Source organism: Synechococcus sp. WH 7805 (assembly GCF_000153285.1).
Lineage (GTDB): Bacteria > Cyanobacteriota > Cyanobacteriia > PCC-6307 > Cyanobiaceae > Synechococcus_C.
Map to the genome: position 1 here is coordinate 2,498,422 of NZ_CH724168.1, position 22,207 is coordinate 2,520,628.

At 59.2% G+C, this 22,207-nt stretch carries 22 protein-coding genes; 11 read left to right on the plus strand and 11 right to left on the minus strand.

Annotated features, from left to right (window positions below):
- The gene (locus WH7805_RS12785; protein WP_006043552.1) at positions 1–1,248 is read right to left on the minus strand and encodes a carbohydrate porin; all 1,248 of its coding nucleotides are present in this window, start codon (positions 1,246–1,248) and stop codon (positions 1–3) included.
- A 5-nt stretch (positions 1,249–1,253) separates the two neighbouring features.
- Positions 1,254–2,555 carry a glutamate-1-semialdehyde 2,1-aminomutase gene (gene hemL, locus WH7805_RS12790; RefSeq protein WP_038004744.1) on the minus strand — a complete coding sequence of 434 codons (1,302 nt, stop codon included), beginning with the start codon at positions 2,553–2,555 and terminating at the stop codon, positions 1,254–1,256.
- A 135-nt stretch (positions 2,556–2,690) separates the two neighbouring features.
- Here hemL and WH7805_RS12795 point away from each other — a divergent pair, with 135 nt between their 5' ends.
- Positions 2,691–4,163 (plus strand): FAD-linked oxidase C-terminal domain-containing protein, encoded by a 1,473-nt coding sequence (locus WH7805_RS12795; protein ID WP_006043554.1) that lies wholly within the window; start codon positions 2,691–2,693, stop codon positions 4,161–4,163.
- Here WH7805_RS12795 and xth read toward each other — a convergent pair.
- A complete protein-coding gene (gene xth / locus WH7805_RS12800; RefSeq protein ID WP_006043555.1) occupies positions 4,160–4,990 on the minus strand; it encodes an exodeoxyribonuclease III in 831 nt (276 codons plus the stop codon). The two genes, WH7805_RS12795 and xth, sit on opposite strands and share 4 nt — an antisense overlap.
- Before the next feature lie 59 nt (positions 4,991–5,049).
- On the opposite strand from xth, the gene WH7805_RS12805 reads away from it, so the two are divergent.
- Positions 5,050–5,367 carry a hypothetical protein gene (locus WH7805_RS12805; protein ID WP_038004746.1) on the plus strand — a complete coding sequence of 106 codons (318 nt, stop codon included), beginning with the start codon at positions 5,050–5,052 and terminating at the stop codon, positions 5,365–5,367.
- On the opposite strand, the gene WH7805_RS12810 is transcribed toward WH7805_RS12805, so the two are convergent.
- Positions 5,321–6,076 carry a lipopolysaccharide assembly protein LapB gene (locus tag WH7805_RS12810; protein WP_006043557.1) on the minus strand — a complete coding sequence of 252 codons (756 nt, stop codon included), beginning with the start codon at positions 6,074–6,076 and terminating at the stop codon, positions 5,321–5,323. The two genes, WH7805_RS12805 and WH7805_RS12810, sit on opposite strands and share 47 nt — an antisense overlap.
- Before the next feature lie 79 nt (positions 6,077–6,155).
- On the opposite strand from WH7805_RS12810, the gene WH7805_RS12815 reads away from it, so the two are divergent.
- The 6 genes from WH7805_RS12815 (at position 6,156) to WH7805_RS14815 (ending at position 12,761) form a co-directional block, all read left to right on the plus strand.
- The gene (locus tag WH7805_RS12815) at positions 6,156–6,803 is read left to right on the plus strand and encodes a hypothetical protein (protein WP_006043558.1); all 648 of its coding nucleotides are present in this window, start codon (positions 6,156–6,158) and stop codon (positions 6,801–6,803) included.
- Complete coding sequence (locus WH7805_RS12820; protein WP_006043559.1) at positions 6,803–7,441, plus strand: hypothetical protein; 639 nt, start codon at positions 6,803–6,805, stop codon at positions 7,439–7,441. Before WH7805_RS12815 ends, WH7805_RS12820 begins: the two co-directional genes overlap by 1 nt.
- Positions 7,438–8,658 carry a nickel pincer cofactor biosynthesis protein LarC gene (gene larC / locus WH7805_RS12825; protein ID WP_006043560.1) on the plus strand — a complete coding sequence of 407 codons (1,221 nt, stop codon included), beginning with the start codon at positions 7,438–7,440 and terminating at the stop codon, positions 8,656–8,658. Before WH7805_RS12820 ends, larC begins: the two co-directional genes overlap by 4 nt.
- Positions 8,652–9,617, plus strand: coding sequence for a lysylphosphatidylglycerol synthase domain-containing protein (locus WH7805_RS12830; RefSeq protein ID WP_038005516.1), 966 nt, complete (start codon positions 8,652–8,654; stop codon positions 9,615–9,617). Before larC ends, WH7805_RS12830 begins: the two co-directional genes overlap by 7 nt.
- Before the next feature lie 104 nt (positions 9,618–9,721).
- Positions 9,722–12,076 (plus strand): alkaline phosphatase PhoX, encoded by a 2,355-nt coding sequence (locus WH7805_RS15050; protein WP_006043563.1) that lies wholly within the window; start codon positions 9,722–9,724, stop codon positions 12,074–12,076.
- Entirely contained in the window at positions 12,021–12,761 is a 741-nt protein-coding gene (locus WH7805_RS14815) for a PhoX family phosphatase (RefSeq protein ID WP_006043564.1), read from the plus strand. Before WH7805_RS15050 ends, WH7805_RS14815 begins: the two co-directional genes overlap by 56 nt.
- On the opposite strand, the gene WH7805_RS12845 is transcribed toward WH7805_RS14815, so the two are convergent.
- The 6 genes from WH7805_RS12845 to WH7805_RS12865 all read right to left on the minus strand — a co-directional run bounded on the left by WH7805_RS12845 (position 12,740) and on the right by WH7805_RS12865 (position 17,734).
- Positions 12,740–14,332 (minus strand): ABC transporter permease, encoded by a 1,593-nt coding sequence (locus WH7805_RS12845; protein ID WP_369776008.1) that lies wholly within the window; start codon positions 14,330–14,332, stop codon positions 12,740–12,742. The two genes, WH7805_RS14815 and WH7805_RS12845, sit on opposite strands and share 22 nt — an antisense overlap.
- 7 nt (positions 14,333–14,339) lie before the next feature.
- Positions 14,340–15,383: an extracellular solute-binding protein gene (locus WH7805_RS12850; RefSeq protein WP_006043566.1), complete on the minus strand. Its 1,044-nt coding sequence runs from the start codon at positions 15,381–15,383 to the stop codon at positions 14,340–14,342.
- Between the two features lie 135 nt (positions 15,384–15,518).
- Complete coding sequence (locus WH7805_RS14820) at positions 15,519–15,662, minus strand: hypothetical protein (RefSeq protein ID WP_006043567.1); 144 nt, start codon at positions 15,660–15,662, stop codon at positions 15,519–15,521.
- A 55-nt stretch (positions 15,663–15,717) separates the two neighbouring features.
- Entirely contained in the window at positions 15,718–16,785 is a 1,068-nt protein-coding gene (locus WH7805_RS12855) for a GTP-binding protein (protein ID WP_006043568.1), read from the minus strand.
- 37 nt (positions 16,786–16,822) lie between these two features.
- Positions 16,823–17,104, minus strand: a complete 282-nt coding sequence (locus tag WH7805_RS12860) for a 4a-hydroxytetrahydrobiopterin dehydratase (RefSeq protein WP_006043569.1) — start codon at positions 17,102–17,104, stop codon at positions 16,823–16,825.
- Positions 17,105–17,458: 354 nt separating this feature from the next.
- Positions 17,459–17,734: a hypothetical protein gene (locus WH7805_RS12865; RefSeq protein WP_156783718.1), complete on the minus strand. Its 276-nt coding sequence runs from the start codon at positions 17,732–17,734 to the stop codon at positions 17,459–17,461.
- Positions 17,735–18,074: 340 nt separating this feature from the next.
- Here WH7805_RS12865 and WH7805_RS12875 point away from each other — a divergent pair, with 340 nt between their 5' ends.
- Entirely contained in the window at positions 18,075–19,601 is a 1,527-nt protein-coding gene (locus tag WH7805_RS12875) for a carboxypeptidase M32 (protein WP_006043573.1), read from the plus strand.
- Between the two features lie 269 nt (positions 19,602–19,870).
- Positions 19,871–20,458 carry an inorganic diphosphatase gene (locus WH7805_RS12880; protein WP_006043574.1) on the plus strand — a complete coding sequence of 196 codons (588 nt, stop codon included), beginning with the start codon at positions 19,871–19,873 and terminating at the stop codon, positions 20,456–20,458.
- A gap of 91 nt (positions 20,459–20,549) precedes the next feature.
- Here WH7805_RS12880 and WH7805_RS12885 read toward each other — a convergent pair whose 3' ends face one another.
- A complete protein-coding gene (locus WH7805_RS12885; protein ID WP_006043575.1) occupies positions 20,550–21,527 on the minus strand; it encodes a hypothetical protein in 978 nt (325 codons plus the stop codon).
- Between the two features lie 249 nt (positions 21,528–21,776).
- Here WH7805_RS12885 and WH7805_RS12890 point away from each other — a divergent pair, with 249 nt between their 5' ends.
- Positions 21,777–22,196, plus strand: coding sequence for a L,D-transpeptidase (locus WH7805_RS12890; protein WP_198005758.1), 420 nt, complete (start codon positions 21,777–21,779; stop codon positions 22,194–22,196).
- Positions 22,197–22,207: the final 11 nt, after the last annotated feature.

The following is a 22,207-nucleotide window of genomic DNA, read 5'->3' on the forward strand; positions in this document are numbered from 1 at the left end:
TTATAGATTCAGATTGAGCTGAACTCCACCGGCCCAGATCCCTTGAACTTTGCCTTCACCGCCTGGGTTGATCACCCACTGCAAGACTGGTTGTAGCTGAACTGTTTCGGATAAATAAATTGAATAATTGAGCTCAATCACACCTTCATACGTAGTTCCGGGAGAAAGGTTTGGGCTGAAGCTGGTTCGGCTCACACCAAGTGCCAGAACATCACGCGGACGATGGCTCAGAATTCCCTGGGACAACCATCCGCCTCCAAGGTAGGAGGGGAAGGGATTATTCCCTGGATCGAGACTGATGCGTCCTGCGGCCCAAAGTCGGTTGTCCATTCCTAGGGGAAGTTGCAATGGCCAGGTGAGCGAGCCGTAAATCCCACGATTCCGGCCTGAACCCACATCTCCCGTTCGATTTGTTGGGAGCTGAGTGGAGGCGATGTAGCCCCCGAGTTGTGCTTCCGGGGCAGGCAAGGTTCGCTCAACGGTGATGCGGCTGTTGCCTAGAGGAATCGGTTCAAGAAGATCCTGGCGTGATCTCAGTGGATTGGTGCTCCACTGCATGGCCTGGACGCTCCCCCTCACCTGTGGCTGCTCAGGGTTGACTCCCAGGCTGGAGGCGATCGATGTTTCTGGATCGAGATAGAAATATCCATAGGTGAATGAGCCCATGCTCTCCGAGTGAGCCGCCACTTTCACCCCAGGGGTAACCAATGGATTGATGGGCAGGCCAACCACCAGAAGGTTGAGTGTGTTGTTGAGGGTTGAATTGATGTATGCATTCATCGCCGGCGTGACCAGAAAATCTGGATCCATCGACAGCAAGCCGGCTGATGCGCTCCACCAACTTTGGCCGCGATTGCGTTCCACACTGGCGGCCGTAATCCAGGTGCCAACCGGGTTCACCAAGGTTTGAAGAGTGAATTCTGAGCCGAGCTCCGTGTTGAGGTTGGGGTTCCCTGCTTGATTGGTGAGTTCGAGATTCACCTGCCAGTGATCCAGTTCCTTCCAGGTTGTTTCTGGCTTGTGAAAGCCGCTGCCTACGCTCAGTCCCACCACCGTGTTTTGAAACCAGCTGCTGGCCGAGGGGTCGAGGCCTCCTTGAATGCCACCTATCGGCTCAGCGGTGAACTGAATGCTGAAGTCAACCCAGTTCGGGAGACCGAGCAATGTCTGAAAAGGACCCGCTTTAAGAGGTGCGCCCAGCACCACAAACAACGTGGCAGCGCCGATGCACCTGATCGCGGAAGGCACTGGTGTTAGGCGATGTCAGCGAATGACTCGCGGAACGCTTGAAGTGTTGCTTCGATATCACCATCGGAATGCGCCAGGGATGTGAATCCGGCTTCAAAAGCGGAAGGTGCCAGGTAGACACCCCGTTGGAGCATCGCCCGATGCAGCTTGCCGAAGCGTTCAGCATCTGTGGCTTTCGCTTCTTCGAAATTGCGCACCGGACCCTCACAAAGGAAGAATCCGAACATTGCGCTGACGCTGCCCCCGGTGATCGGCATGCCGGCGGCTGATGCAGCTTCCTTGATTCCAGTGATGAGTTGTTCTGTTGCCGTGGTCAGCTTTTCGTAGGTGCCTGGCTGACGGAGCAGTTCAAGTGTCTTGATGCCAGCGGTCATGGCCAGAGGATTGCCGCTCAAGGTGCCCGCTTGGTACATCGGACCTGCGGGAGCCACCATCTCCATGATCTCGCGGCGTCCGCCGTAGGCACCTACGGGCAGACCGCCACCGATCACCTTGCCCATGGTGGTGAGGTCCGGAGTGACACCGAAATGTGCCTGGGCTCCCCCGTAACTGATACGGAATCCGGTCATCACCTCGTCGAAGACCAGCAAGGCTCCATGCTCCTTGGTGAGCTCTCGCAGACCCTCGAGAAAGCCTGGTTCGGGTTGGATGAAACCGGCATTGCCCACAATGGGTTCAAGGATCACTCCAGAAATGGCATCTGGATTTTCAGCGAACAGCTGCTTGACCGCTTCCAGGTCGTTGTAAGGAGCGGTGAGGGTGTTGGCTGTGGTGCTCCTGGGAACGCCAGGGGAGTCGGGGAGTCCGAGGGTGGCGACTCCAGAGCCAGCCTTCACGAGGAACATGTCCGCGTGCCCGTGGTAACAGCCCTCAAACTTGATTACCTTGTCGCGACCAGTGAAGGCCCGCATCAGACGCAGCACTGCCATGCAGGCCTCTGTGCCGCTGTTCACGAAGCGGACCATCTCCACGCTGGGTACAGCGTCGATCACCATCTCCGCCAGGGTGTTTTCGAGTGCACAGGGAGCTCCGAAGCTCGTGCCCTTCTCGATGGCTTCCTGCAGGGCACTGATCACTTCGGGATGGGCATGGCCGCAGATGGCAGGCCCCCAGCTGCCGATGTAATCGATGTATTTATTCCCATCCACATCCCATGCATAGGGACCCTTAACCCGATCGAAAACGATGGGTTGCCCCCCCACGGACCGGAATGCCCTCACCGGAGAGCTCACGCCACCGGGCATCAGAGCCTGCGCGGCACTGAACAACTCCTGTGAGCGGGTGGTGTTGAGAGTGGGTGCAGTCACGGGGGCGGAAGCCAATGGGCCGATGCAAACCGTGCCACATCCTGCCCCAAGAATGGCCCGAATCGCCGGAACTGTGTCGGAAGACAGAGTTTGACTGTGTTGCTGACTAGGTTAAGGGCGTCTTGCAAACCGGGAGTGGTTCACGACTGGGCAGCACTTGAGCGAGATCTGAAGCGTTTTCTCAGTCCTAAGGCTGTGGTTTCGCGCCGAGAGGAACTTCTCGTTTACGACTGCGACGGGCTCACCATGGATCGCCATGCGCCGCCTCTCGCCGTTCTTCCCAGAAGCACTGAAGAGGTTGCGGCGATCGTGGCCGCCTGTCATCGGTATTCCATCCCCTTTGTCGCCAGGGGAAGCGGGACTGGGCTCTCTGGGGGGGCTCTGGTGGAGGAGGACGCGCTCTTGATCGTGACCAGCCGAATGCGCAGGATCCTCGACGTGGATCTCAGCAATCAGACCATCACCGTGGAACCCGGTGTCATCAACAGCTGGGTGACCCGTGCCGTCGCAGGCGATGGCTTCTATTACGCGCCTGATCCTTCCAGCCAGGTGGTCTGCAGCATCGGTGGGAATGTTGCTGAGAACTCTGGTGGCGTTCACTGCCTCAAATATGGAGTCACGAGCAATCACGTGTTGTCGATGCAGGTTGTGTTGCCTGATGGCCAGGTGATGCAACTGGGACGGGACCTCTCAGAGACCTGCGCCATCGATCTGCGCGGAGCGTTCATCGGCAGCGAAGGCACGCTTGGCATCGCGACGGAAATCACGTTGCGTTTATTGCCAGCCCCTCAGGAGGTTGCTGTGCTCCTTGCTGACTTCCCCTCTATGGAGGCAGCTGGTGAGGCCGTAAGACGCATCACATCAGCTGGAGTACTGCCTGCCGGTCTGGAGATCATGGACCACACCTGCATCGAAGCTGTCAATGCTGCCTTCGCCGAGGAGGAATACCCCCCGAACGCTGGAGCTGTTCTCTTGATTGAGCTGGATGGCCAGGCTCTTGAAGTGAAGGAGGCAGTGGAGCTGGCCAGATGCCTTTGCCGCGAAGCGGGAGCGGGACGGGTTCGGGAGGCTTGGGATGAGACCGAACGGGCGAGGCTCTGGAGGGGCCGAAAAAGTGCGATCTCGGCTCTGGGGCGTCAGTGCCCCAGCTACTACCTGCAGGATGGCGTCGTTCCGCGAACGGCCCTCCCATCCGTTCTGGCTGCCATTGATCGCCTCAGCACTGATCATGGCCTTGTGGTGGCCAATGTGTTTCACGCCGGTGATGGCAACCTCCACCCGCTCATCCTTTATCGGGCCTCTGACCCTGGTGTGAACGAGAAGGTCAAGACCCTGGGTGCAGCCATCATGGAGCTTTGTCTTGAGGCAGGGGGAAGCATCAGCGGGGAACATGGCGTGGGCAGCGACAAGCGTTGTTTCCTTGATCGCATGTTCAGTGAGGATGATCTCGCAACAATGAAACGACTGCGCTTGGCCTTTGATCCTGATGGTCTGGCCAATCCAGGCAAGATCTTTCCGACTCCGAAGAGCTGTGGCGAATCGCAGCGGCGTTTCGTTGCGTTGCAGAGCTCCGGCCGTCGGTTACCGAACGAGGCCGTTGTTTTTTAACAGCTTTCCTCCGCCTCTTCATCCTCTTCAAGATCCCAGGCCAGATCAACCATCACAGGGGCATGGTCGCTCGGTTGCTCTCTGCCCCGTTCCTGTTTGTCGATGCTGCAGCTTCTGGCCAGTTCCTGCAGATCTCTGCTCAGATAGATGTGATCGATCCGCCAACCGCTGTCGCGGTTCCAAGCTCCACTGCGGTAATCCCACCAACTCCAGTGTCCACTTCCTGGCTCAAACAGGCGAAAGGCGTCGCCCAGATTGGAACCCAGCACTTGATGGAGAGCCTCCCGCTCTGCTTCTGAGGCCATGATTCCTCCAGTCAGTCGATCCGGGTCGTGGAGATCTCTCGCTTCCGGTCCGATGTTGAAGTCACCCACCACGCAGAGTGGTTCATCCCTGGCTTCCGCTGACCGTAGATAGCGTTCCAGGCAGCCCAACCAGTTCAGTTTGTAGCTGTACTTCTCTGAACGCAGGCTGGAACCATTCGGTACGTAGAGATTCACTACCCTGACGCCATCCACCAGAGCACTGATCACGCGCTTTTGAGCACCGAGCGCTTCAGCGTCTGCGTCACCAGGTAATTCTCCAGTCAAGCCAAGGCGCACATCCTCTAATGGCTGCCGACTGATCAGAGCGACGCCGTTGTAAGACTTCTGACCGTGGATGCTGACGTCGTATCCCCTCTCCCGGAATGGTTCCAAGGGAAAAAGAGGATTGTCGACCTTGGTTTCCTGAAGCGCGAGCACATCGATGGTGTGCCGATCCAACCAGCTGAGAACATGTCCCAGACGAGTCCGCACTGAGTTGACGTTCCAGCTGGCGATCTGCACAGAATCTGTTAACGACGGCCAATGACCCTTAGCATCGACGTCCTTAGCGGAGTCGATCCATGCCCTCTCTGTTGAAGTTCGGAGCACTGGCGGTGGCATGGTCCGCGCTGCTGGCAGCTCCCCAGCCAGGAGTCGCTCAGACCTCCCTCTCGGAGTCCAGCTCTGGTTTTGAAATGAACAGCGACCGAGACATTTTCAACACGATTCAGGGGGATAGCGATAAAGGATCGGTGCTGGATGCCACCAATCCGATGGAGCTTATGCAGCGTCTGCGTCAGGCCACATCCCTCAACGACGCCACCGCTCCTTCTGATGCGATCGATGCTGCACTCAGGGCTCTCGAGCAGCCAGATCCCGCTGCTGGGACTCTTCCCTGATCATCGGACTTGGGGTGCTCTCGTTGTTGCGCGCCGCCTCAAGTGCCCAGTTCAGTGTGATGGACGAGAGATTGTTCGTATTAAGACGTTCACCGTCTCCCAATCGTTCAGCTTGGTTTAACAGGGCTAAAGCCTGATCGCCCTTTCCTTGATCTCGATTCAATAAGGCCAAGGCTAGAAGTGGCCCAACTCGGCTTGGGTCGTCTTTGATCAACCGTTCATAGGTTGAAGTGGCTGCTTTGACGTCCCCGTCTTGCCGCTGAAGATCTGCAAGGAGCAAGCCCAATTCCAGACGCTGTTTCGGAGCGGACTGTTGGAAGAGTTGGCTCACCTGATCGAGAGCCGGTTGAACGGAACCCGTCTCAAGGGACAGAAGGCTGTTGAGTGAGATCACCTCCAGACGGTTGGGATGAAGCGTCTGGAGGCGTTTCAAAGTGATTGCCGCAGCTTGACGATCCCCCTGGCTGAGCTGGGCTCTTGCCAGCAGTACCGACCATCGCCAGTCACGCGGATTGAACGCCACCTGCTCCTGGATCAGAGTCAGGCTGGAGGGAGATGAGGTGGCCTTGGGCTCATCATGACGGAGACTCCGTCTCGGCTGAAACTCTTCGTCGACTACGACCCATCCAAGTAACAGGCTTAGGCCGATCCCAATCATCAGCAGATGGGAGGGCCGGATGGGTTGGCGGCGGAACCGTGCCAAGGACATTCGAGATCAAGCAACAGTCTGAGGGGAATCCCTCGCGCTGGCTAGAGTCCCCGCGGGCTAGTGAATGCCCTTAATACCGATGCGCGACCATCCTATTCCCGCGGTGACTGAGCCGCTTCAGTACAGGGCCATCGGTGTCGTGCGCGGAGAGTTCCGTGCGGACTCTGATGAGAAGTCCACGCGCGGACAGCTGATTGATTCCGATGGCCAGGCCTTGGAGTGTGTGGTGCTGGGACGGATGCTCACGTTGATGCGCCGTCATTTGGATATGAGTCAGCCCCATCTGTGGGTTGTGTATCCCCGCTGCCGAGAACAGGAGCATCTGCATCTTCAAATTGCCGGGATTTGGGAACCCAGCACGCTGTCTCGCTCGGATGACCTTGAAGGAAGTGCTCCCGCCGAAGACTCGTTGCCTGAAGGTGATGACTACTTTTCCATCCGAGGGGAGCTTGTCTACACCAAGGCCGAGACGGCGGATGTGGTGGTGAAGGTGCGTCAGCAACCCCGCGCCGATGGCTTTCGGCCTCTTCCTTTCAAGCTTCAGCTGAAAGGTCAGCTTGCTCTGGAGCATCTGCGGCATTTCGTCAGCCTTGATGTGCGCCGACAGGGCCAGTTGCTTCAGATCGAATCTTCAGAAGTGATTGCTCCGATGCCAACACGCGGCGGCAAGGGGCGAGGTGGTGCAGCCCGTCGTGGTGCCTCCAGCACGCGACCGGTCAGTAGCTGATGGCGTCGTCGCCTGTTTCATCCACCACTGCGGGTCTTGCCGTCGCTGGCTGCACAGCTTTGGCTGTGTTTGGGCCCCTTGTCGGGGTGTCTCCGGCTTGGATCGCCCTTCTCATCGGTGGTGGATTGTTGGGACTCACGGTGGATGCCTCCCAGCTCGAAGGGATGGGCGGGCACCTAGTGGCCGAAGCTCTGCCGGGGGGGAAAGCCCGGTTGCGCCGGGTGGCACGCCATGAAGCCGGTCACTGGCTCGTGGCCCGCGACGAGCAGCTGGGTGTGAAGCGCGTGCTGGTTGGAACGCGGGCCTGTCTTGAAGCCGGTTTGCGCTGCAACGGGGCGACCGAGTTCACGCTTCCTGATCAAGCACGTCTGCCCCTTGAGGAGCTTCGCCGCTGGAGTCGAGTGCTGCAGGCCGGCATTGTGGCTGAAGTATTGCTCGAGGGAGCAGCGCGGGGCGGCGAGGACGACCGGGCTTTGCTCGGGCGGATCTGGGGTCTGTCTGGTCAGGATGTGGAGACAGCACAACGGGAGCAACGCCGGGCACGGCGAGAGGTGGAACAATTTCTTCGCCATCACCGCGATGATCTTGAGGCTGTGGCCGAACGGCTGCTGGAGGGCCTGGAACCGGAGGCGGCATGACCTCCCTGTTTGTTGACTGTCCCACCGGTCTCGCCGGAGACATGCTTCTGGCGGCTTGTTTGGATCTCGGTGTTCCCGAGGAGGTGATCCATGAGCCCTTGCGCCAGCTTGGGTTCGCTCATGCCTACGCCCTCAGCGTTGAGGAGGCGTCCAGCGGCGGTCTGCGTGGCTTAAGGCTTGTCGTTGAGAGTACGGAAGACGAGCCGCCCCATCGGCACTGGCGTGAGCTGCGTGATCGCATCAGCGCCTCCCCCCTGTCTGCGCCGTTGCGCCAGCGGATCCTTTCGGTGTTTGAAGCCCTTGCTGAGGCTGAGGCAGCGGTGCATGGCACCGACCCCGAGGCGGTTCATTTCCACGAAGTAGGAGCCATCGACAGTCTTGTCGATGTGGTGGGGGTTTGCGCTGCCCTGGAGCATCTGCAGGTCAGTTCCTTGCTTTGCCAGCCCCCACCAGCAGGTCGGGGCACGGTGACCACGGCCCATGGCGTGTTGCCCGTTCCCGTTCCTGCGGTTCTGGAGTTGGCCAGGCGGCATGGGCTGACCCTGCTCGGCGGCATGGGGTGGCCTGAGGCCGAACTCACCACACCCACAGGATTGGCACTCATGGCCCTGCAGGCTGATGGATTTGGCTGGCCATCGGTTCTTCAACCGGTCGCTACAGGGATCGGACTGGGGCATCGCCAACTTGATCGTCCCAACCTGTTGCGTCTAATCCAGGTGCAGCCCGCTCAGTGTTCTGCTTCTGATCAACCCCAGTGGCAGGAGCTGGTGGTGCAGGAGGCCTGGATTGACGATGCCTCAGCTGAAGCCATTGCCTGGTTGGTTGAGCAGCTTCGTAGCGGTGGGGCCCAGGATGTTGCCTGTGCACCCATTCAGATGAAGAAAGGCCGGGCTGGTACGGCCGTGACCGCCCTGGTGCGAGCAGACCATGCTGACGCGCTGAGGCGGATCTGGTGGCGAGAGAGTCCAACTTTGGGGCTAAGGGAACGGCACCAGGGGCGCTGGGTGCTTCCCCGGCGCAGGGGAATGCTCTCCACGTCCTGGGGGCACCTGGCTGCCAAGCAGGCCCGGCGTCCGGATGGACAACTTGAGGTCAAGCCGGAACGTGATGCTCTGCAGCAGCTGGCCGACAAGTGTGGACTGACACCTTCCCGTCTGCTCAGCCAGCTGCGGCTGGATGGTGAGGGGTTCGAGCCGTGGGAGGACTGGCGATGCTGAAGCTGCGCCGCTTGCAATGGCCTGTCTACCTGCCCGGTGGCCTGAAGCTGTGGGTGACGCTGCTGACCCTTTCCTTCGTCGCCTGGGCGCTCAAAGGGCATGCTGCGGGCTTGCGCAGCCTCACGATTTCGGCCCTGGGCTGGTGGTGGCTGATGCTGGCCATCGGGCTGAGTTGGCTCAGCTTGGTCGTGAATGCTGTCAGTTGGAGAGTCCTTGTTCTCTGGCTGGGCCATGGCACTGGCCAGACCCCTTTGTTGCCGCTCTATCTCAGCAGCAATCTTCTCAAGTACCTCCCCGGTGGGATCTGGCATTTCGTGAAGCGCGTGAGGGCATTAGCCCCCTCCATCGGCACGGGCCCGGCTCTGGTTTCCGTGTTGCTGGAGCCCATGCTGATGGCTGTCGCCGCACTGCTCTGGGTGCCCTTCGGGGGCTTTCAGGGCGGACTCGCGCTGCTCGCTCCTCTGCCGGCCCTGCTTCTCCTGCCTCGCTGGCGGGAGCCGCTTCTGCGTCGCCTCGAGCGTCAGCGGCTGCGCCAGCTCAACCGGGTGCAGGACGATTCGTCAGGTGTTTTGACTGAACCCGAGCAGTACGGAAGCGGCCGTGATGGCTACCCATGGAGCCCCTTGCTGGCTGAGCTGCTGTTTGTGGCCTGCCGTTTCTCAGGATTTTGGGCCTGCCTGCAGGTGTTTGGCCTCAATCAGGTGCTGTCGATCACCGCTTGGCTGGCGGCCTTCGCCCTGGCCTGGACGGCCGGATTGGTGGTGCCGGCAGCCCCAGGAGGCTTGGGTGTCTTTGAGGCGGTGCTTCTGCTGAGGCTGGGGCAGTCGGTTCCTGAGGCGCCGCTTTTGGCTGTGGCGTTGAGTTACCGCCTGGTGGTCACCTTGGCGGATGTCTTGGCTGCCGGGGGCGTGGGGGCGGATAGGGCTCTGTCGGCGCGTTGGCTGGCCTCAAAGGCCTAACCGATCCATGGTGTGTCTGGTGGCAAACACGTCTTGGCTGGGTGCAGTGATCACTTGGCTGTCTCGCATCGAAGCCAAGGGCCTGGATATGGAGAGCCTCTGAGATGGAGACACCGCCCACGGCCGCTCAGGTGTTGCCCTGTCCACTCGCTGCTGGTTGGGAGCTGGTGCGCACGATTCCCCTGCCGCGTACGGGCTCTGATGGACAGCCGATGGGGGGCTTCTCAGCGGCGGCCTATGACCAGGATGATGATCGGCTCTGGCTTCTGAGTGATGCCCCCCGAGGGCATCTGGTGCCGTTCAGCGGTTTGCGGGCAAAGGTGACTGGCAGAGGTGCTCTGCGAGCCGGCCCCCGCTTACTGCTCAGGGACGGTGCGGGTGAACTGCTGCCTGAAGGGTTTGATGGTGAAGGCCTGGTGCTCGCCGGAGACGAGGCCTGGATCGTCAGTGAAGGCCGCCGCACCCAGGAGCGGCGCGCGAGGCTGCAGCGTCATTCCTTGCGCAACGGTCGTCTTCTGGAGGAGCGCTCGCTTCCCGCACCCTGGCAGGAGTGGCCTGGGCAGGGATTGAGGGCCAACAAAGGTCCTGAATCGCTCACGCGCACACCGGCCGGTGATCTGGTTCTGGCCGCCGAAGCTCCCCTGGTGCAGGACAGCCCTCTGGCGGACCAAGATCTGGTGCCACTGGCGGTTCAGGCAACCGGTGAGCCGCCGCGCAACTTGGGGCGGATCACGCTCGGCCCTGCGGGGGCCGCGGCATCCCGCTCACTGGGCCTTACGGAGCTTCTGGCCTTGGATGCTCCACCGGCTTTGCTGGCTCTTCTGCGCAGTTATGTGCCGCCCCAGCGTTGGACTGCGCAGCTGCAAGTGCTGCCCCTGCCCACGTCCCCTCTGGAGGAAGCGCCGCCCTTGGTCCCCTCCCAAGGCTGGGATCTGCTGGAGGCCGGCTTGCCTGCCGATAACTGGGAAGGGATGGCCTGGGGGCCCCAACTCGATGACGGCCGGGTCGTGCTTGTGCTGGTGGGATCCCGGCCCCGGGGCCAGACCGCTGCGGCTGCTGATTCAGGGGTGCCTGTTTCGTCTGAATGGCCTTTCAAGCCGGTGCCGACTCCACTGCCGGTGGACAGTGATGGCCTGACGGCTGCGCAGCAGCAGCAGGTGTATAGGCGCATTGCGGTGGAGGACCGCTTGGTGGTTCCCGAGGGGTATCGCGCCGATCTGATCGCGGCCTGGGGAGATCCGATGCCCCAGGGGCGCTTCGGCTTCAACAACGACTATCTCGGCTTTGTGTCCCGCGGATCGGACGATGCTCTGCTCACGGTGAATTTTGAGTACATCAGTGCCTTGCCCTGGACCGAGGGCTTCCGCGAGGTGGTCGGCCGCCCACTGCCCTGGCAGCAACTGGTCGCAGCTCTCGCCTCCCGCGACGGGGTGATCGATTGCACTGCGTTGCAGGGCAATGAGCGTTTGCTGGCTTTGATTCGCTCCGTCAGCGATGAAGCCATGGCGGATCTCGGGCTGGGGGTGATCGCCATCAGCCGGAATGGCGATGGCCAGTGGGCACGCCGCAGCGATCCTGTGGAGCGTCGGGTGGATGGTTTGGCTGGCTGGACTGATCCCTCCCAGCGCTTGCAAAGCACCGGGCCTGCGGCCGCGGTGTTTCGCCGCTCCGAGCGGATGGGCTACGACGATGGCCTCGGTGATCAGGTGATCGGTACCTTTGCCAACTGCGCAGGCGTTACCACGCCCTGGGGCACGGTGCTCAGTGCGGAGGAGAACTTTCAATCCCAGGTGCCGGAGCCGGTGTTCGCCGATGGCAGCGCGGTGTCTCCCTCCGAACGTCCCTTCGTCTGCCGGCAGACCCGGCTGGGGGGACTGGGCAATGTGTATGGCCTGGCTGGCAACAAGTACGGCTGGATGGTGGAGATCGACCCGGCAGCCCCCGAAACGCCAGTGCGCAAGCACACGGCGCTGGGGCGTTTCCGCCACGAGGCAGTGGCGCTTCGCGCTGAAGCGGGTGCTCCGCTGCGGGTTTACTCCGGCTGTGATCGCCGGGGCGGCCATCTCTACCGTTATGTCAGCGCCGAGCCTGTGACAATCCCTCGCGATCCAGGTAACTCGCGGTTGCTCGAGAACGGTGAGCTGCAGGTGGCCCGCTTCCATGTGGATGGAACCGGTGAATGGCTCCCCCTGCGTAGCAGATTCACCAGTGCGGCCGTTCCTGCCCAGCCGCTTCACGCAGGCGGGCCTGCGTTGCCCAGTGGAGCTTCCCCATTCCGATCGCCGGCGTGCCGGTGCGGAGTTCTTTCGCGAGGACGCCGCGGTGCAGGCCTACGCGAAGCGCTTCCCGACGCTGGGCAGTCTTTATTCGGGGGAAGGAGAACTCCTACAAGGAGCCATCCTGGTGGATGCCCACCTGGCGGCCCGAGCGGCAGGTGGAACTCCCACCGCCCGCCCTGAAGACACGGAGATCGATCCGTTAACGGGAGACCTACTGGTCGCCTTCACTTCGGGCTATCCCAGCACCACCGGTGGTCCGGACCCCGCCATCTTCCGCGGGCCCAATGGGGAAGCGATCTGGGGCCATGGCTGGGTGATGCGTCTATCGGATGATCCGGCCCGCAGCGGCGAGGCCAGTGGTGGCGCATTCCGTTGGCGCATGGCGGCCACCGGCGGAGAACCCTGGACTGGCGGTCTGGGTTTTACCAATCCCGACAACCTGGCGCTCGATGGCCAAGGCAATCTCTGGATCGTGACCGACCGTTCGGCCAAATCCTCGGCCAGCGATCAGTTCGGCAACAACAGCTGCTGGTTTGTGCCCCGAACCGGCGATAGCGAGGCCGAATGGGCCGCCTGCTTTGCGACCGGGCCGATGGAGTGTGAGCTTTGCGGACTCAGCCTGGATGACCAGGAGAGGGCCCTGTTTCTGGCCATTCAGCACCCTGGTGAAGTCCACGGTGCCCGGGGGCCCAGGGACCAGGAAATGCAAGTGCACACGTTGCGTGACCGTGATGGAGGGGTGATCGAACAGTTGCGCACGGTCGCGATGGGCTCGAACTGGCCGGCCCAGGCACCCGGCCGCCCCCCTCGCCCTGGCGTGGTGGCGGTGCAGCGACGCAACGGTCAGCCGCTGCTGGAGGGCTGATCTGTTTCTCGACTGAGCTTGGGAATCAACGCTGTTGCAGCCAGCAATCCCAGGGTGAGGATCATGAGGGCTGGCCAGAGGGCGGCGGCGAGGCGTTCGTCACTGGCGTACTGAAACACTCGGATGGAGAGTGTGTCGAAGTCGAACGGACGCACCGCCAGGGTGAGGGGGAGTTCCTTCACGGTGTCGACAAAGACCAGGAGGCTTCCCACCAGCAGCGGTCCACGCAGCAGGGGTAGATGCACGCGGCGGAGCACGGCGGGCCAGCGCAGTCCGAGGCCCGTTGCCGCTTCGTCCAGGGTTGGAGAGAGCCTCTCCAGGGCGGCGTCCAGCCCCCCTTTGCCTACGGCCAGGAAGCGATCGCTGTATCCCCAAAGCAGCAGGAGGATCGGGGAGAGTTGCCAGGGGCCGCCCAGCAACAGCAGCGCCAGGGCAAGAACGGCACCTGGAATGGCATAGCCCATTCCGGCGAGGAAGGTCACGCTCCCCAGCCATCGGGAGCGACTCCAGCGCTTGGCGATGGCGAGCAGTAAGGCCGCTAGGCCCGTGAGCACTGCGGCTGTGAGGCCAAGGGTGAGGCTGCGCGCCGTGAGCAGCAGCAGTTCCGGTTGCCAGCCGGCGGCTAGTTGCCCAAGGTTGTGGCACGCCCAGATCAATGGAATCCCAAGGCTCAGCAGCGGATGGATGCCCCCTAGCACCTGAGCCAGCACGGCTCGGAGTCCCTCCAGGTGCCAGGCGGGGGATTCACCGCCGGCCACGCCCTCTGCCCAACGGCGGCTGCGCCGGCGCAAGCGCCGTTCTCCGAACACCAGAAGCATCACGATGCAAAGGGTGATCAGTGCCAGCCCCACGGCCCCCGCGGGATTGCCGTCCATTTGCCAGGCCTGAAGGATGCCAGCTGAAAGACTGGGAATCCCTAACAGCTGAACGGCCCCGTAGTCGTTCACCACTTCCATCCCCATCAGGGCAACGCCGGCCCCGATGGCCGGCAGGGCCATCGGCAGTGCAATGCGGCGGAAGCTGTTCCAGGGGCCGACACCGAGGCATCGACAGGCCTCGAGTTGTCGACGTCCGCAAATGGTGAAGCTTTCGGTGCTCAGCAGGAACACATAGGGGTAGGTGCTGAGGGCCATCACGGCCACCCCCCAGCTCAAGCCATGGATGCGCAGGCCATGAAGGCTTCCCAGATCCACCAGCGTGGCGGCCAGCAAATAAGAGGGACTGGCCAGGGGCAGCAATTGGGCGATCCGCAGCCAGCGGCGACCAGGGAACCGGCAGTTCGCCAGAAGCCAACCATTCACGGTTCCGAGCAGACCTCCTGCGAAGCCAGTCCCCAGAAGAAGCACGAGGGTTCCGCGCAGCTGGCTGACACCGTCTGAGCCGAGGCTGGCGTTGCCGTTTCTCAGCCCCTGCAGGCCTTCCCCCACAAGTCCGAGCACCGGCAGCAGCGCCAGGATTGCAACCAGCAGGGCACCGGCCACCAGCAAGCGCCGGCCTGGAACCCATCGACTGCCCCGTGGGCTTGTGCACTGGGGCAGGGGACAGGGAATGGAGGGACTGATGCTCTTCACGCGTTGATCATTGCCAACCGTTGGCACTCATCAGTTCCACAGCCTTGCCATTCAGTTCACCGAGGCGAGCGGCAGACACATCAGCTTGGCGGAAGGAGCCCCAGGCTTTGAGGACTGGATCCACTCCCATGCCCTTGATGGGGTACTCGTGGTTGGCCGCGGCATAGCCCCCCTGGTTTTCGCTAGAGACCAGGAAAGCCAGGAAGCGAGCAGCGGCTTCGGGATTGCGACTTGAACGGGTCACACCGCCGCCGGTGATGTTGACGTGAACCGGTTCGGGCCAAACCACGGTCACCGCTTCACTGAGCTTGCGGTCAGTTTCCCCTTTGTCGCCAGCCTGCAGACGTCCGAGGTAGTAGCTGTTGGCGAGCGCCACGCCGCACTTGTTCTGGGCCACGGCCCGAATCATTGGGGTGTCACTGCTGAAGACCGGTTGGGCGAGATTGTCGACCATGCCGCGGATCCACTGGGCGGTTGCTTCTTCTCCTTCCCGGTCGAGCATGAAGGCCACCAGCGACTGGTTGTACACGCTGCGGCGATTGCGCAGGCAGAGGCGACCTTTCAAGGCCGGAGCAGCCAGCTTCTGGTATTGATCAACCTCTTCGGGTTGCACCGATGCGGTGTTGATCATGGGGGTGCGCAGCCTGCGGGTGAGTCCGAACCATCGCTGCTTGGGATCGCGCAGCTCTGCGGGGACCGCAGCATCTAGTTGCTTTGAACGCACAGGTTGAAAGAGATCAAGATCGGCTGCCTGGTCCAGACGTGCGGCGTCGGCAAGAATGAGCACGTCGGCCGGTGAGGTGTCGCCTTCGGTTCGCAGCCGCTGAATCAGGGCATCATCCTTGGCCTCCAGCAGCTTGACTTTGATGCCTGTTTTGGCGGTGAAGCGGTCGTAGAGCTTTTGGTCAGTGTTGTAGTGGCGGCCGGAATACACCCCGATTTCAGGCTGCTGATCCTTTTGGCTGCAGGCGGCCAGGAGAGCTGTTGACGCCAGAAGGAGTGAAAGGCCGAATCTTCGGCCGCGGTTCCAGACCAATTGAAGCTTGCGCATGGATGAGCAATTAATTGAATTTGAGAATCGTACTCAATAAGGGAGGTTTGCTTTTTGCCGCCTTGGTTCGGGCCGTGCTCATCCATAAAAAAACCCCCGATCGCTGCGGGGGCAATGAGAGCTCTTGACTGCTGATCAGCGGTCTGTGCGCCGCACAGGAATCGGAACAAGGGTGGGTTCCATCAAGCCGCCTCCGCCGTTGTCATCGTCGGAATCAAGGAGAAGCCAGAAGGCAAGCCCTAGAGCAATGAGCAGGCTGCCCGCTGCAAGAAGTTCCATCGTTCCTTCTCCACGTTGGTTGTCAGCCTAATCACATTGGCAATAAGTGGTGAAATCACGCGAATCCTTGACCGGCATGCTTGGCCACGCAGGCCTGGAGTTGCTGACGCAGGGTGTCGTGGTCGAGATCACGACCGATTAAAACCAGCTGGTTTTTGCGCTCGCCAGGCCAGTCGCTGTCGTCGATGGAAAAGCGCTTGCCAGCTAGGTGGAAGACGTGCCGGCGCTCACTTTCGTTGAACCAAAGAATTCCCTTGGCCCTGAACACACTTTCAGGAAGCTGATTGTCAAGAAAATTCTGGAACTTGCGCAAGCCAAAGGGCCCATCACTGCGGAAGGACAGGGAGGTGAAGCCTTCGATCGCGAGGTGATCAGCGGATTCATGCTCGTGATTGTGGCCATGATCATGGCTGTGCCCGTGCCCATGGTCGTGCCCATGGTCATGGTCGTGAGTGTGGCTGTGCCCATGGTCGTGATCCTCAGCCGCGCTCACAACGCGATCCGATTCGAACAGGCCAACGCTCAGGAGGAGCGGCAGGGGAACCTCCCCCTTCTCTGAGCGCAGAATCCGCGCATCGGTCTTCACTTCCCTCAGCCTGCTTTCAATGGCTTCGAGGCGCGCTGCGTCGACTAGGTCGGTTTTGTTGAGGAGAAGGATGTCTCCATAGATCACCTGGGAGCGCCCCACTTCGCTGGCGAGAATCTCCTCGCTGAAATTCTCCGCATCAATCAGGGTGATGATCGAATCAAGGCGCGTCTGATCTCGCAGTTCACTGCCTAGGAATGTCATGGCAACGGGCAGGGGGTCGGCCAGCCCGGTGGTTTCCACCACCAAATAATCCAAATCTCTGGATTGTTCGAGGATGCGATCAACGGTTTCAAGCAGCTCGCCATTGATCGAGCAGCAGATGCAGCCGTTGCTGAGCTCCACGATGTCGTCGCTGGTGCTCACCACAAGATCGTTATCGATCCCGATTTCACCGAATTCATTCACCAGCACGGCTGTCTTGAGGCCGTCCTGATTGCTGAGGATGTGATTGAGCAGCGTGGTTTTCCCAGCTCCGAGAAAGCCTGTGAGGATGGTTACTGGCACGGTGCTGGCCGACTGAGCTGTGCCTGTCATTCAGAGGTTTCTGCACGTCACTCCATCGTGGCAGCTGTTAGCTGAGGCCGTCGATGCATCGGGCCAGCTGAACATCCAGATCACTGAGCCCGCCAAGATCGTGCGTCGTGAGTTCGATCGACACCCGGTTGTAGACGTTGCTCCAGTTGGGGTGGTGCTGCATCGTCTCAGCCAGGAGCGCCACCCGCGTCATGAAGGCGAACGCTTCGCTGAAATCTTTGAATCGCCACTCCCTCTTCAGTCGATCACCTTCCACTTGCCAGTGGAGAAGAGAGGAGCTGAGTGCATCGAGCTCCTCTCTTCTGAGACGTTCTGCCATGGACTGCGAGAGCGATTGAATTCCACTGTGATCGCGCCAGCATCGAATGCAATCAAGATGTGACTAACGCAGCACTCAGCGTGCTTCCTATCCTTTGGCTGAACGCCGTAGAAGCATGGGCTCATTGCGAATCCTGACCGGAGTTGTTGTCGTCTTGAATCTTGTTGGCATTGATCGCGCCCAGGCTCAGAGGGTTGTGAAGAAACTGACCGCTCAATGCCCTACGGGTTACGTCAATACTGGACAGGGAAGCTGCAGTGCCTTGGGGCTGATGACTTACACCCTTAGGCCAACGATGGATAAGCCTTGCTCACGTGGATGGTCATCCGTAGGCGGTGGTTATTGCCGCAGGGACTAAGAGTCGTTGTCTTCGATTGGCAAATCGATGGTATTGATTAATGTTCCGTAACGCTGATTGATGTCATAGATCGTTCGACTCATCCACTTGGCTCGAAATCTCAGGTAATCGTATTCCTGAAGAGTTAATTGTTTTTGATTGATGGCGACCCAGCTTCGTGCAATCAGCTTGGCTTTACGGCCTCCCCGTACTCCTGCGGCCAAATCAGCTTCAAGCTGAGTATTGAATGTAATGTCTGTTTTGGAATAACTTTTGCGAATGATAATAGTCAAGATTCGCTCGCTTGCTCGACGATTGTTTTTATTTTCTAAGATTATTTTTGTCTATTGATGAGAGTCTCCTGAGAGTTCTTCAAGGAACTCCCTCAATGCAAGCAGGATCGTCCGACCGACCAGGAAGGAATTGAAGTTGGGATTCGCAACGTATCAAAGCGATGAACCCGATCAGGAGTCCAACCAAGGCAAGGGAGGCGGGGATCAGAATCCATTGAATGGTCTGCTGACGCATCACTGAGATGTTGGTCTGAATGCGGCCAGTATCGACCACTCTTCCGGTTCTGGTTGGGTTGTGCTTTTCGTTGACTCAATCGGTTTGTCATGCTGATACCGGATCTTGGACGACAACGACGTGAGCAGTGCAACGGCTTGGGTGCGACTAGGCCGCTATCTCAAGGAAACTCAGCTGTTGGGTTCGATTCAAAGCACGCTCTATTGGGATCAAAACACCCGCATGCCGGAGGGAGGAGCGCGTTGGCGAGGTGAGCAGCTCGCCCTGCTGGCCCGTCAGCTGCACTCCCGCCAAAGTTCGCAGTGCTACTCAGATCTGATTAAGGAGGCGAGAGACGAGTGGCGTCAGCAAAGTGGCCTTGACGAGCAATCTGCAGCACAAAGTCGCAATCTTGATCTTCTTGAACAGGAGTTGTCTCGCCAGCAGGCATTAGACCCTGATCTTGTCAGCGCATTGGCGACTGCAAAATCTGAGGGGTATGACCTTTGGCAAAAAGCCAGGCGAGCTGACGATTTCGAGATGTTCGCTCCGGCGCTGCGGAACATGATTGCTCTGCGCCAAGAGCAGGCCCGTCAACTACAAGAACCTCGAGGCTGCTGGGAAACCCTGGCACAACCTTTTGAACCGGATCTCACCCTGAAGAGCCTGCAGGAGCTTTTTGCACCCCTGAGGAAACGTCTGCCTGAATTGCTCGGTCGGATCAAGGGTGGACCACGTCCTGGATCCCTCAGCTGGGATTTGCCGGTGGCCGTTCAACAGAACCTCAGGAGTCAGCTGCTTCAGGACTGGGGACGCAACGAAGCAATCACCTGTGTTGCTGAGTCGCCACATCCTTTTTCCATCACACTTGGACCCTCTGATTACCGCATCACAACGCGCGTGGTGCCTGGTCAGCCGCTCTCCTGTTTTCTGGCGACGGCCCATGAATGGGGACACTCTTTATATGAACAGGGGCTTCCTGATATCAGCCATCAATGGTTTGCCTGGCCTCTTGGGCAAGCCACATCCATGGCTGTGCATGAAAGCCAGTCCCTGTTCTGGGAAAATAGGGTGGCACGAAGTTTGCCGTTTGCAGAACATTGGTGGCAACGTTTTGCAGCTGAAGGGGCACCGTTGGATTCAGCGCATGATTTTTGGCGGGAGATGAATCCCATGGCACCCGGTTGTAATCGCGTGGAAGCTGATGAGCTCAGCTACGGATTGCATATTCTGATCCGCATGGATCTCGAGCTAGCTTTGCTTGAACAGGGTCTGCCGGTTGAAGATCTGCCGGACCAATGGAACAAGCGTTATCAAGAGCTTCTGGGTGTGACACCAATCAATGATGCGCAGGGGTGCTTGCAGGATGTGCACTGGAGTGAGGGCTTGTTCGGATATTTCCCTTCTTATCTCCTTGGCCATCTGATCAGTGCTCAGTTGAGTGAAGCGATGGAAGCCTCGATCGGAGAGCCGGAGGTCCATATCCGGGACGGAAGTATCGATGTGATGTTGAATTGGTTGCGGCAGCATGTGCATCCAATTGGTCGGGCTCTGAACGCTGCGCAGTTGGTGGAGAAGGTAAGTGGCAGGCCTTTATCTGCAGAGCCTTTCTTGAAATATCTTGAAGAAAAAATTGATAATTTTACTCGCTGATTGAGCGAATCAGTTTTATTTTTGTCTTTTGACAACCGCTTTCTTCTCTGAAGTATCTAGTTGTCGACATCGATCGTTTGATTGCCATGTCTGCAGCGACCTATTGAGGCCATGCTCAGTTGTTGGTGAAACGCATTGGCGTCAATGAGAATGATTCATTCTTGTCAATCAAGGCATGAAATAGGTCGTTGTCATGTAGATGTTGCCAGGACTACCCCAGGGGATCTGCAGGGGGGCTCGTAAGATTGTTGCGCCGAATGCCTCTTCCCATGGCCAATCTCGACCAAGCTCCCAGTCGCAGCATGCCCAACCTGCTGCACGTGCTTCCGGCGTTCGCTGATGAGTCTGAGCTGCGTCTGAACACGATCGTTGAGCTCAATTCCAACACGATCAACAAATATGAGTTGATCACGGAAACAGGCCATCTGAAGCTTGATCGTGTCGGTTATTCCTCGCTGGCCTATCCCTTCGCCTATGGCTGCATTCCTCGTACCTGGGATGAGGACGGCGATCCGCTGGATATTGAAATCGTCAACGTCACCGAACCCCTGATCCCTGGATCAATTGTTGAGGCCCGCATCATCGGCATCATGACGTTCGATGATGGCGGTGAAGTTGATGACAAAGTGATTGCTGTGCTGGCTGACGACAAGCGCATGGATCACATCAAGAGCTTTGAGGATCTTGGTGACCACTGGAAGAAGGAAACGACCTATTACTGGGAGCACTACAAGGATCTCAAGAAGCCAGGAACCTGCACAGTGAATGGTTTCTTCGGCACTGAGAAAGCCGTTGAAATCATCAAGACCTGTGAGGCTAGGTATATGACGGAGATCGATCCCAAGCTCGTTGACTGAATCGATGCGATGGTCTGAGGCGTCTCAGATCTACTGCATCCTTGATGCCGCTCGCTTGATGGTGAGCGGCATTTTTATTGTTTGATATTGCTTAGGGTTTGAGCAGTAAGGGGGCGTCCGTTGCTGGGATGTTGTACTTCACCCTCAGATCCACAACGGGTTGATCAGCGACCGCCCAGAAATCAAGGTCTTGAATGAGGTTCACGGAGCAGGCCAAGCCTTTTTCATATCCAGCCATGGCTGCATCAGGAATGAATTGACCAGTTTCTGGTGGGATGATGCTGTTGCTTGTGCTGAAAGCCTTGCCGAGGTGAAAGTCGAGAATCACCTCCAGCAGGGATTCAAATCCGAAGCCATCGGTGAACAGACCTGCCTGAAAGGCCGCCACATTCATCTCTCCAGGGCTGTCTGTGTTGAATCCTCCAAGGATGTGGCAGCAGTCGTGATTCACCAGAAGCTCTGAGGTGCTTTTGTGCTCTCCTGGCAGAGCCCAGCCGCGGTCGCGGTACCAGTGAAAAAACGTATGGCCGAGGGTTCCCTCAGCGAAGGTGTCGAGAGTGGCATATCGGCTGGCAACGGACGCATCTCCGATGGCCTGATGGACGGCCGTGATCACACCACGAACGAAGCGAGAGGGGCTGTCGAGACCTAAAAATTCAGCCATGCTTCTGCGCCCGTAGTCGAGAAGCAAGCGCCTGAGATGGTTGTCCCTCACCTGGTGCAGGTCTCGCAGAGTTTGGGGCGCGATCTCGAGGAATGATGCGAAATCGTCCACTACGCCCACCATGCGTGCATCCACTTTCATGTCCACATAGGGAATGAGCACGAGGATCTGAATCAGCTGTTCCCGCTTGCTTCGATCCGCAATGAGCGCGGGGTAATCAGGAGGATGGCGAATCTCTAGGGATTCGAGATCCACTGAGGAATGCAGAACATGGCGCTGAATGGCCTCCATCATTTCCAGCGTGATCGGCTCTAGTGAAAGCACGCCTCCCGCCGTTCCCACTGTTTTGATCGCCTGCAGAAAGAGGCGTGCTTCCGTTTCCGTCCACTGAAGCTGCTGGGGCATGGGTCGCGTTGCGGTGCTCCGATTTAGCACTCATGCCCTGGATGACGCCGTTGTTGTGCTGACCCGCTGTGCAGTTTCTTCAGAAAGTCCTCCGATGGTGGACGGTTTTTGCTCTGGCCAATAAATAGCTTGAGACCAGTAAGTCTTGGGTGTCTCGAGGTGAAACGTCTTTGTTTTGGGCGGGGAGTCTGCTGCGCTACCGCTGTCACCGCAGTGTTCCTTTGCGGCGCTGCTCCCGGTTCGGCCTCGATGGCATCTGCTCCGGCCGTTGAGGATACGCATATTCATCTCGATCTGAGACAGCGGCGCATCAGCGTGATCCGCAATGGTCATCGCATTGGGCCCTGGCCTGTGGCCATCGGAGACCCAAGGACTCCCACGCCGACCGGCGTGTTTCAGGTTGAGAACAAGCGCGTGAATCCTCAGTACGAAAGTACCAAGTCAGGTCGTGTTCATCCTGTGACTGGACCCTCCAGCCCCCTGGGCCATCGCTGGATTGGTTTTCTTCGGCAGGGGCCCAACCAATTCGGGATTCATGGAACTCCCTGGCCCCATTGGGTGAAGATCCGCGCAGCAGTCTCCAATGGGTGCGTGCGCATGCTCAACGCCCATGTGCAAAAGCTCTATGAACTTGTTGATGTGGGCACCCCGGTGAAGATCACGCGCTGATGCCCAGCTCC

Excerpts from the sequence above, each read along its gene's own strand:
- WH7805_RS12805 (WP_038004746.1), top strand. The coding sequence starts at position 5,050 with ATGCCCTCTCTGTTGAAGTTCGGAGCACTGGCGGTGGCATGGTCCGCG.
- WH7805_RS12810 (WP_006043557.1), bottom strand. The coding sequence starts at position 6,076 with ATGTCCTTGGCACGGTTCCGCCGCCAACCCATCCGGCCCTCCCATCTG.
- WH7805_RS12815 (WP_006043558.1), top strand. The coding sequence starts at position 6,156 with ATGCGCGACCATCCTATTCCCGCGGTGACTGAGCCGCTTCAGTACAGG.
- WH7805_RS12820 (WP_006043559.1), top strand. The coding sequence starts at position 6,803 with ATGGCGTCGTCGCCTGTTTCATCCACCACTGCGGGTCTTGCCGTCGCT.
- larC (WP_006043560.1), top strand. The coding sequence starts at position 7,438 with ATGACCTCCCTGTTTGTTGACTGTCCCACCGGTCTCGCCGGAGACATG.
- WH7805_RS12830 (WP_038005516.1), top strand. The coding sequence starts at position 8,652 with ATGCTGAAGCTGCGCCGCTTGCAATGGCCTGTCTACCTGCCCGGTGGC.
- WH7805_RS15050 (WP_006043563.1), top strand. The coding sequence starts at position 9,722 with ATGGAGACACCGCCCACGGCCGCTCAGGTGTTGCCCTGTCCACTCGCT.
- WH7805_RS12850 (WP_006043566.1), bottom strand. The coding sequence starts at position 15,383 with ATGCGCAAGCTTCAATTGGTCTGGAACCGCGGCCGAAGATTCGGCCTT.
- WH7805_RS14820 (WP_006043567.1), bottom strand. The coding sequence starts at position 15,662 with ATGGAACTTCTTGCAGCGGGCAGCCTGCTCATTGCTCTAGGGCTTGCC.
- WH7805_RS12855 (WP_006043568.1), bottom strand. The coding sequence starts at position 16,785 with ATGACAGGCACAGCTCAGTCGGCCAGCACCGTGCCAGTAACCATCCTC.
- WH7805_RS12860 (WP_006043569.1), bottom strand. The coding sequence starts at position 17,104 with ATGGCAGAACGTCTCAGAAGAGAGGAGCTCGATGCACTCAGCTCCTCT.
- WH7805_RS12880 (WP_006043574.1), top strand. The coding sequence starts at position 19,871 with ATGGCCAATCTCGACCAAGCTCCCAGTCGCAGCATGCCCAACCTGCTG.
- WH7805_RS12885 (WP_006043575.1), bottom strand. The coding sequence starts at position 21,527 with ATGCCCCAGCAGCTTCAGTGGACGGAAACGGAAGCACGCCTCTTTCTG.
- WH7805_RS12890 (WP_198005758.1), top strand. The coding sequence starts at position 21,777 with ATGGCATCTGCTCCGGCCGTTGAGGATACGCATATTCATCTCGATCTG.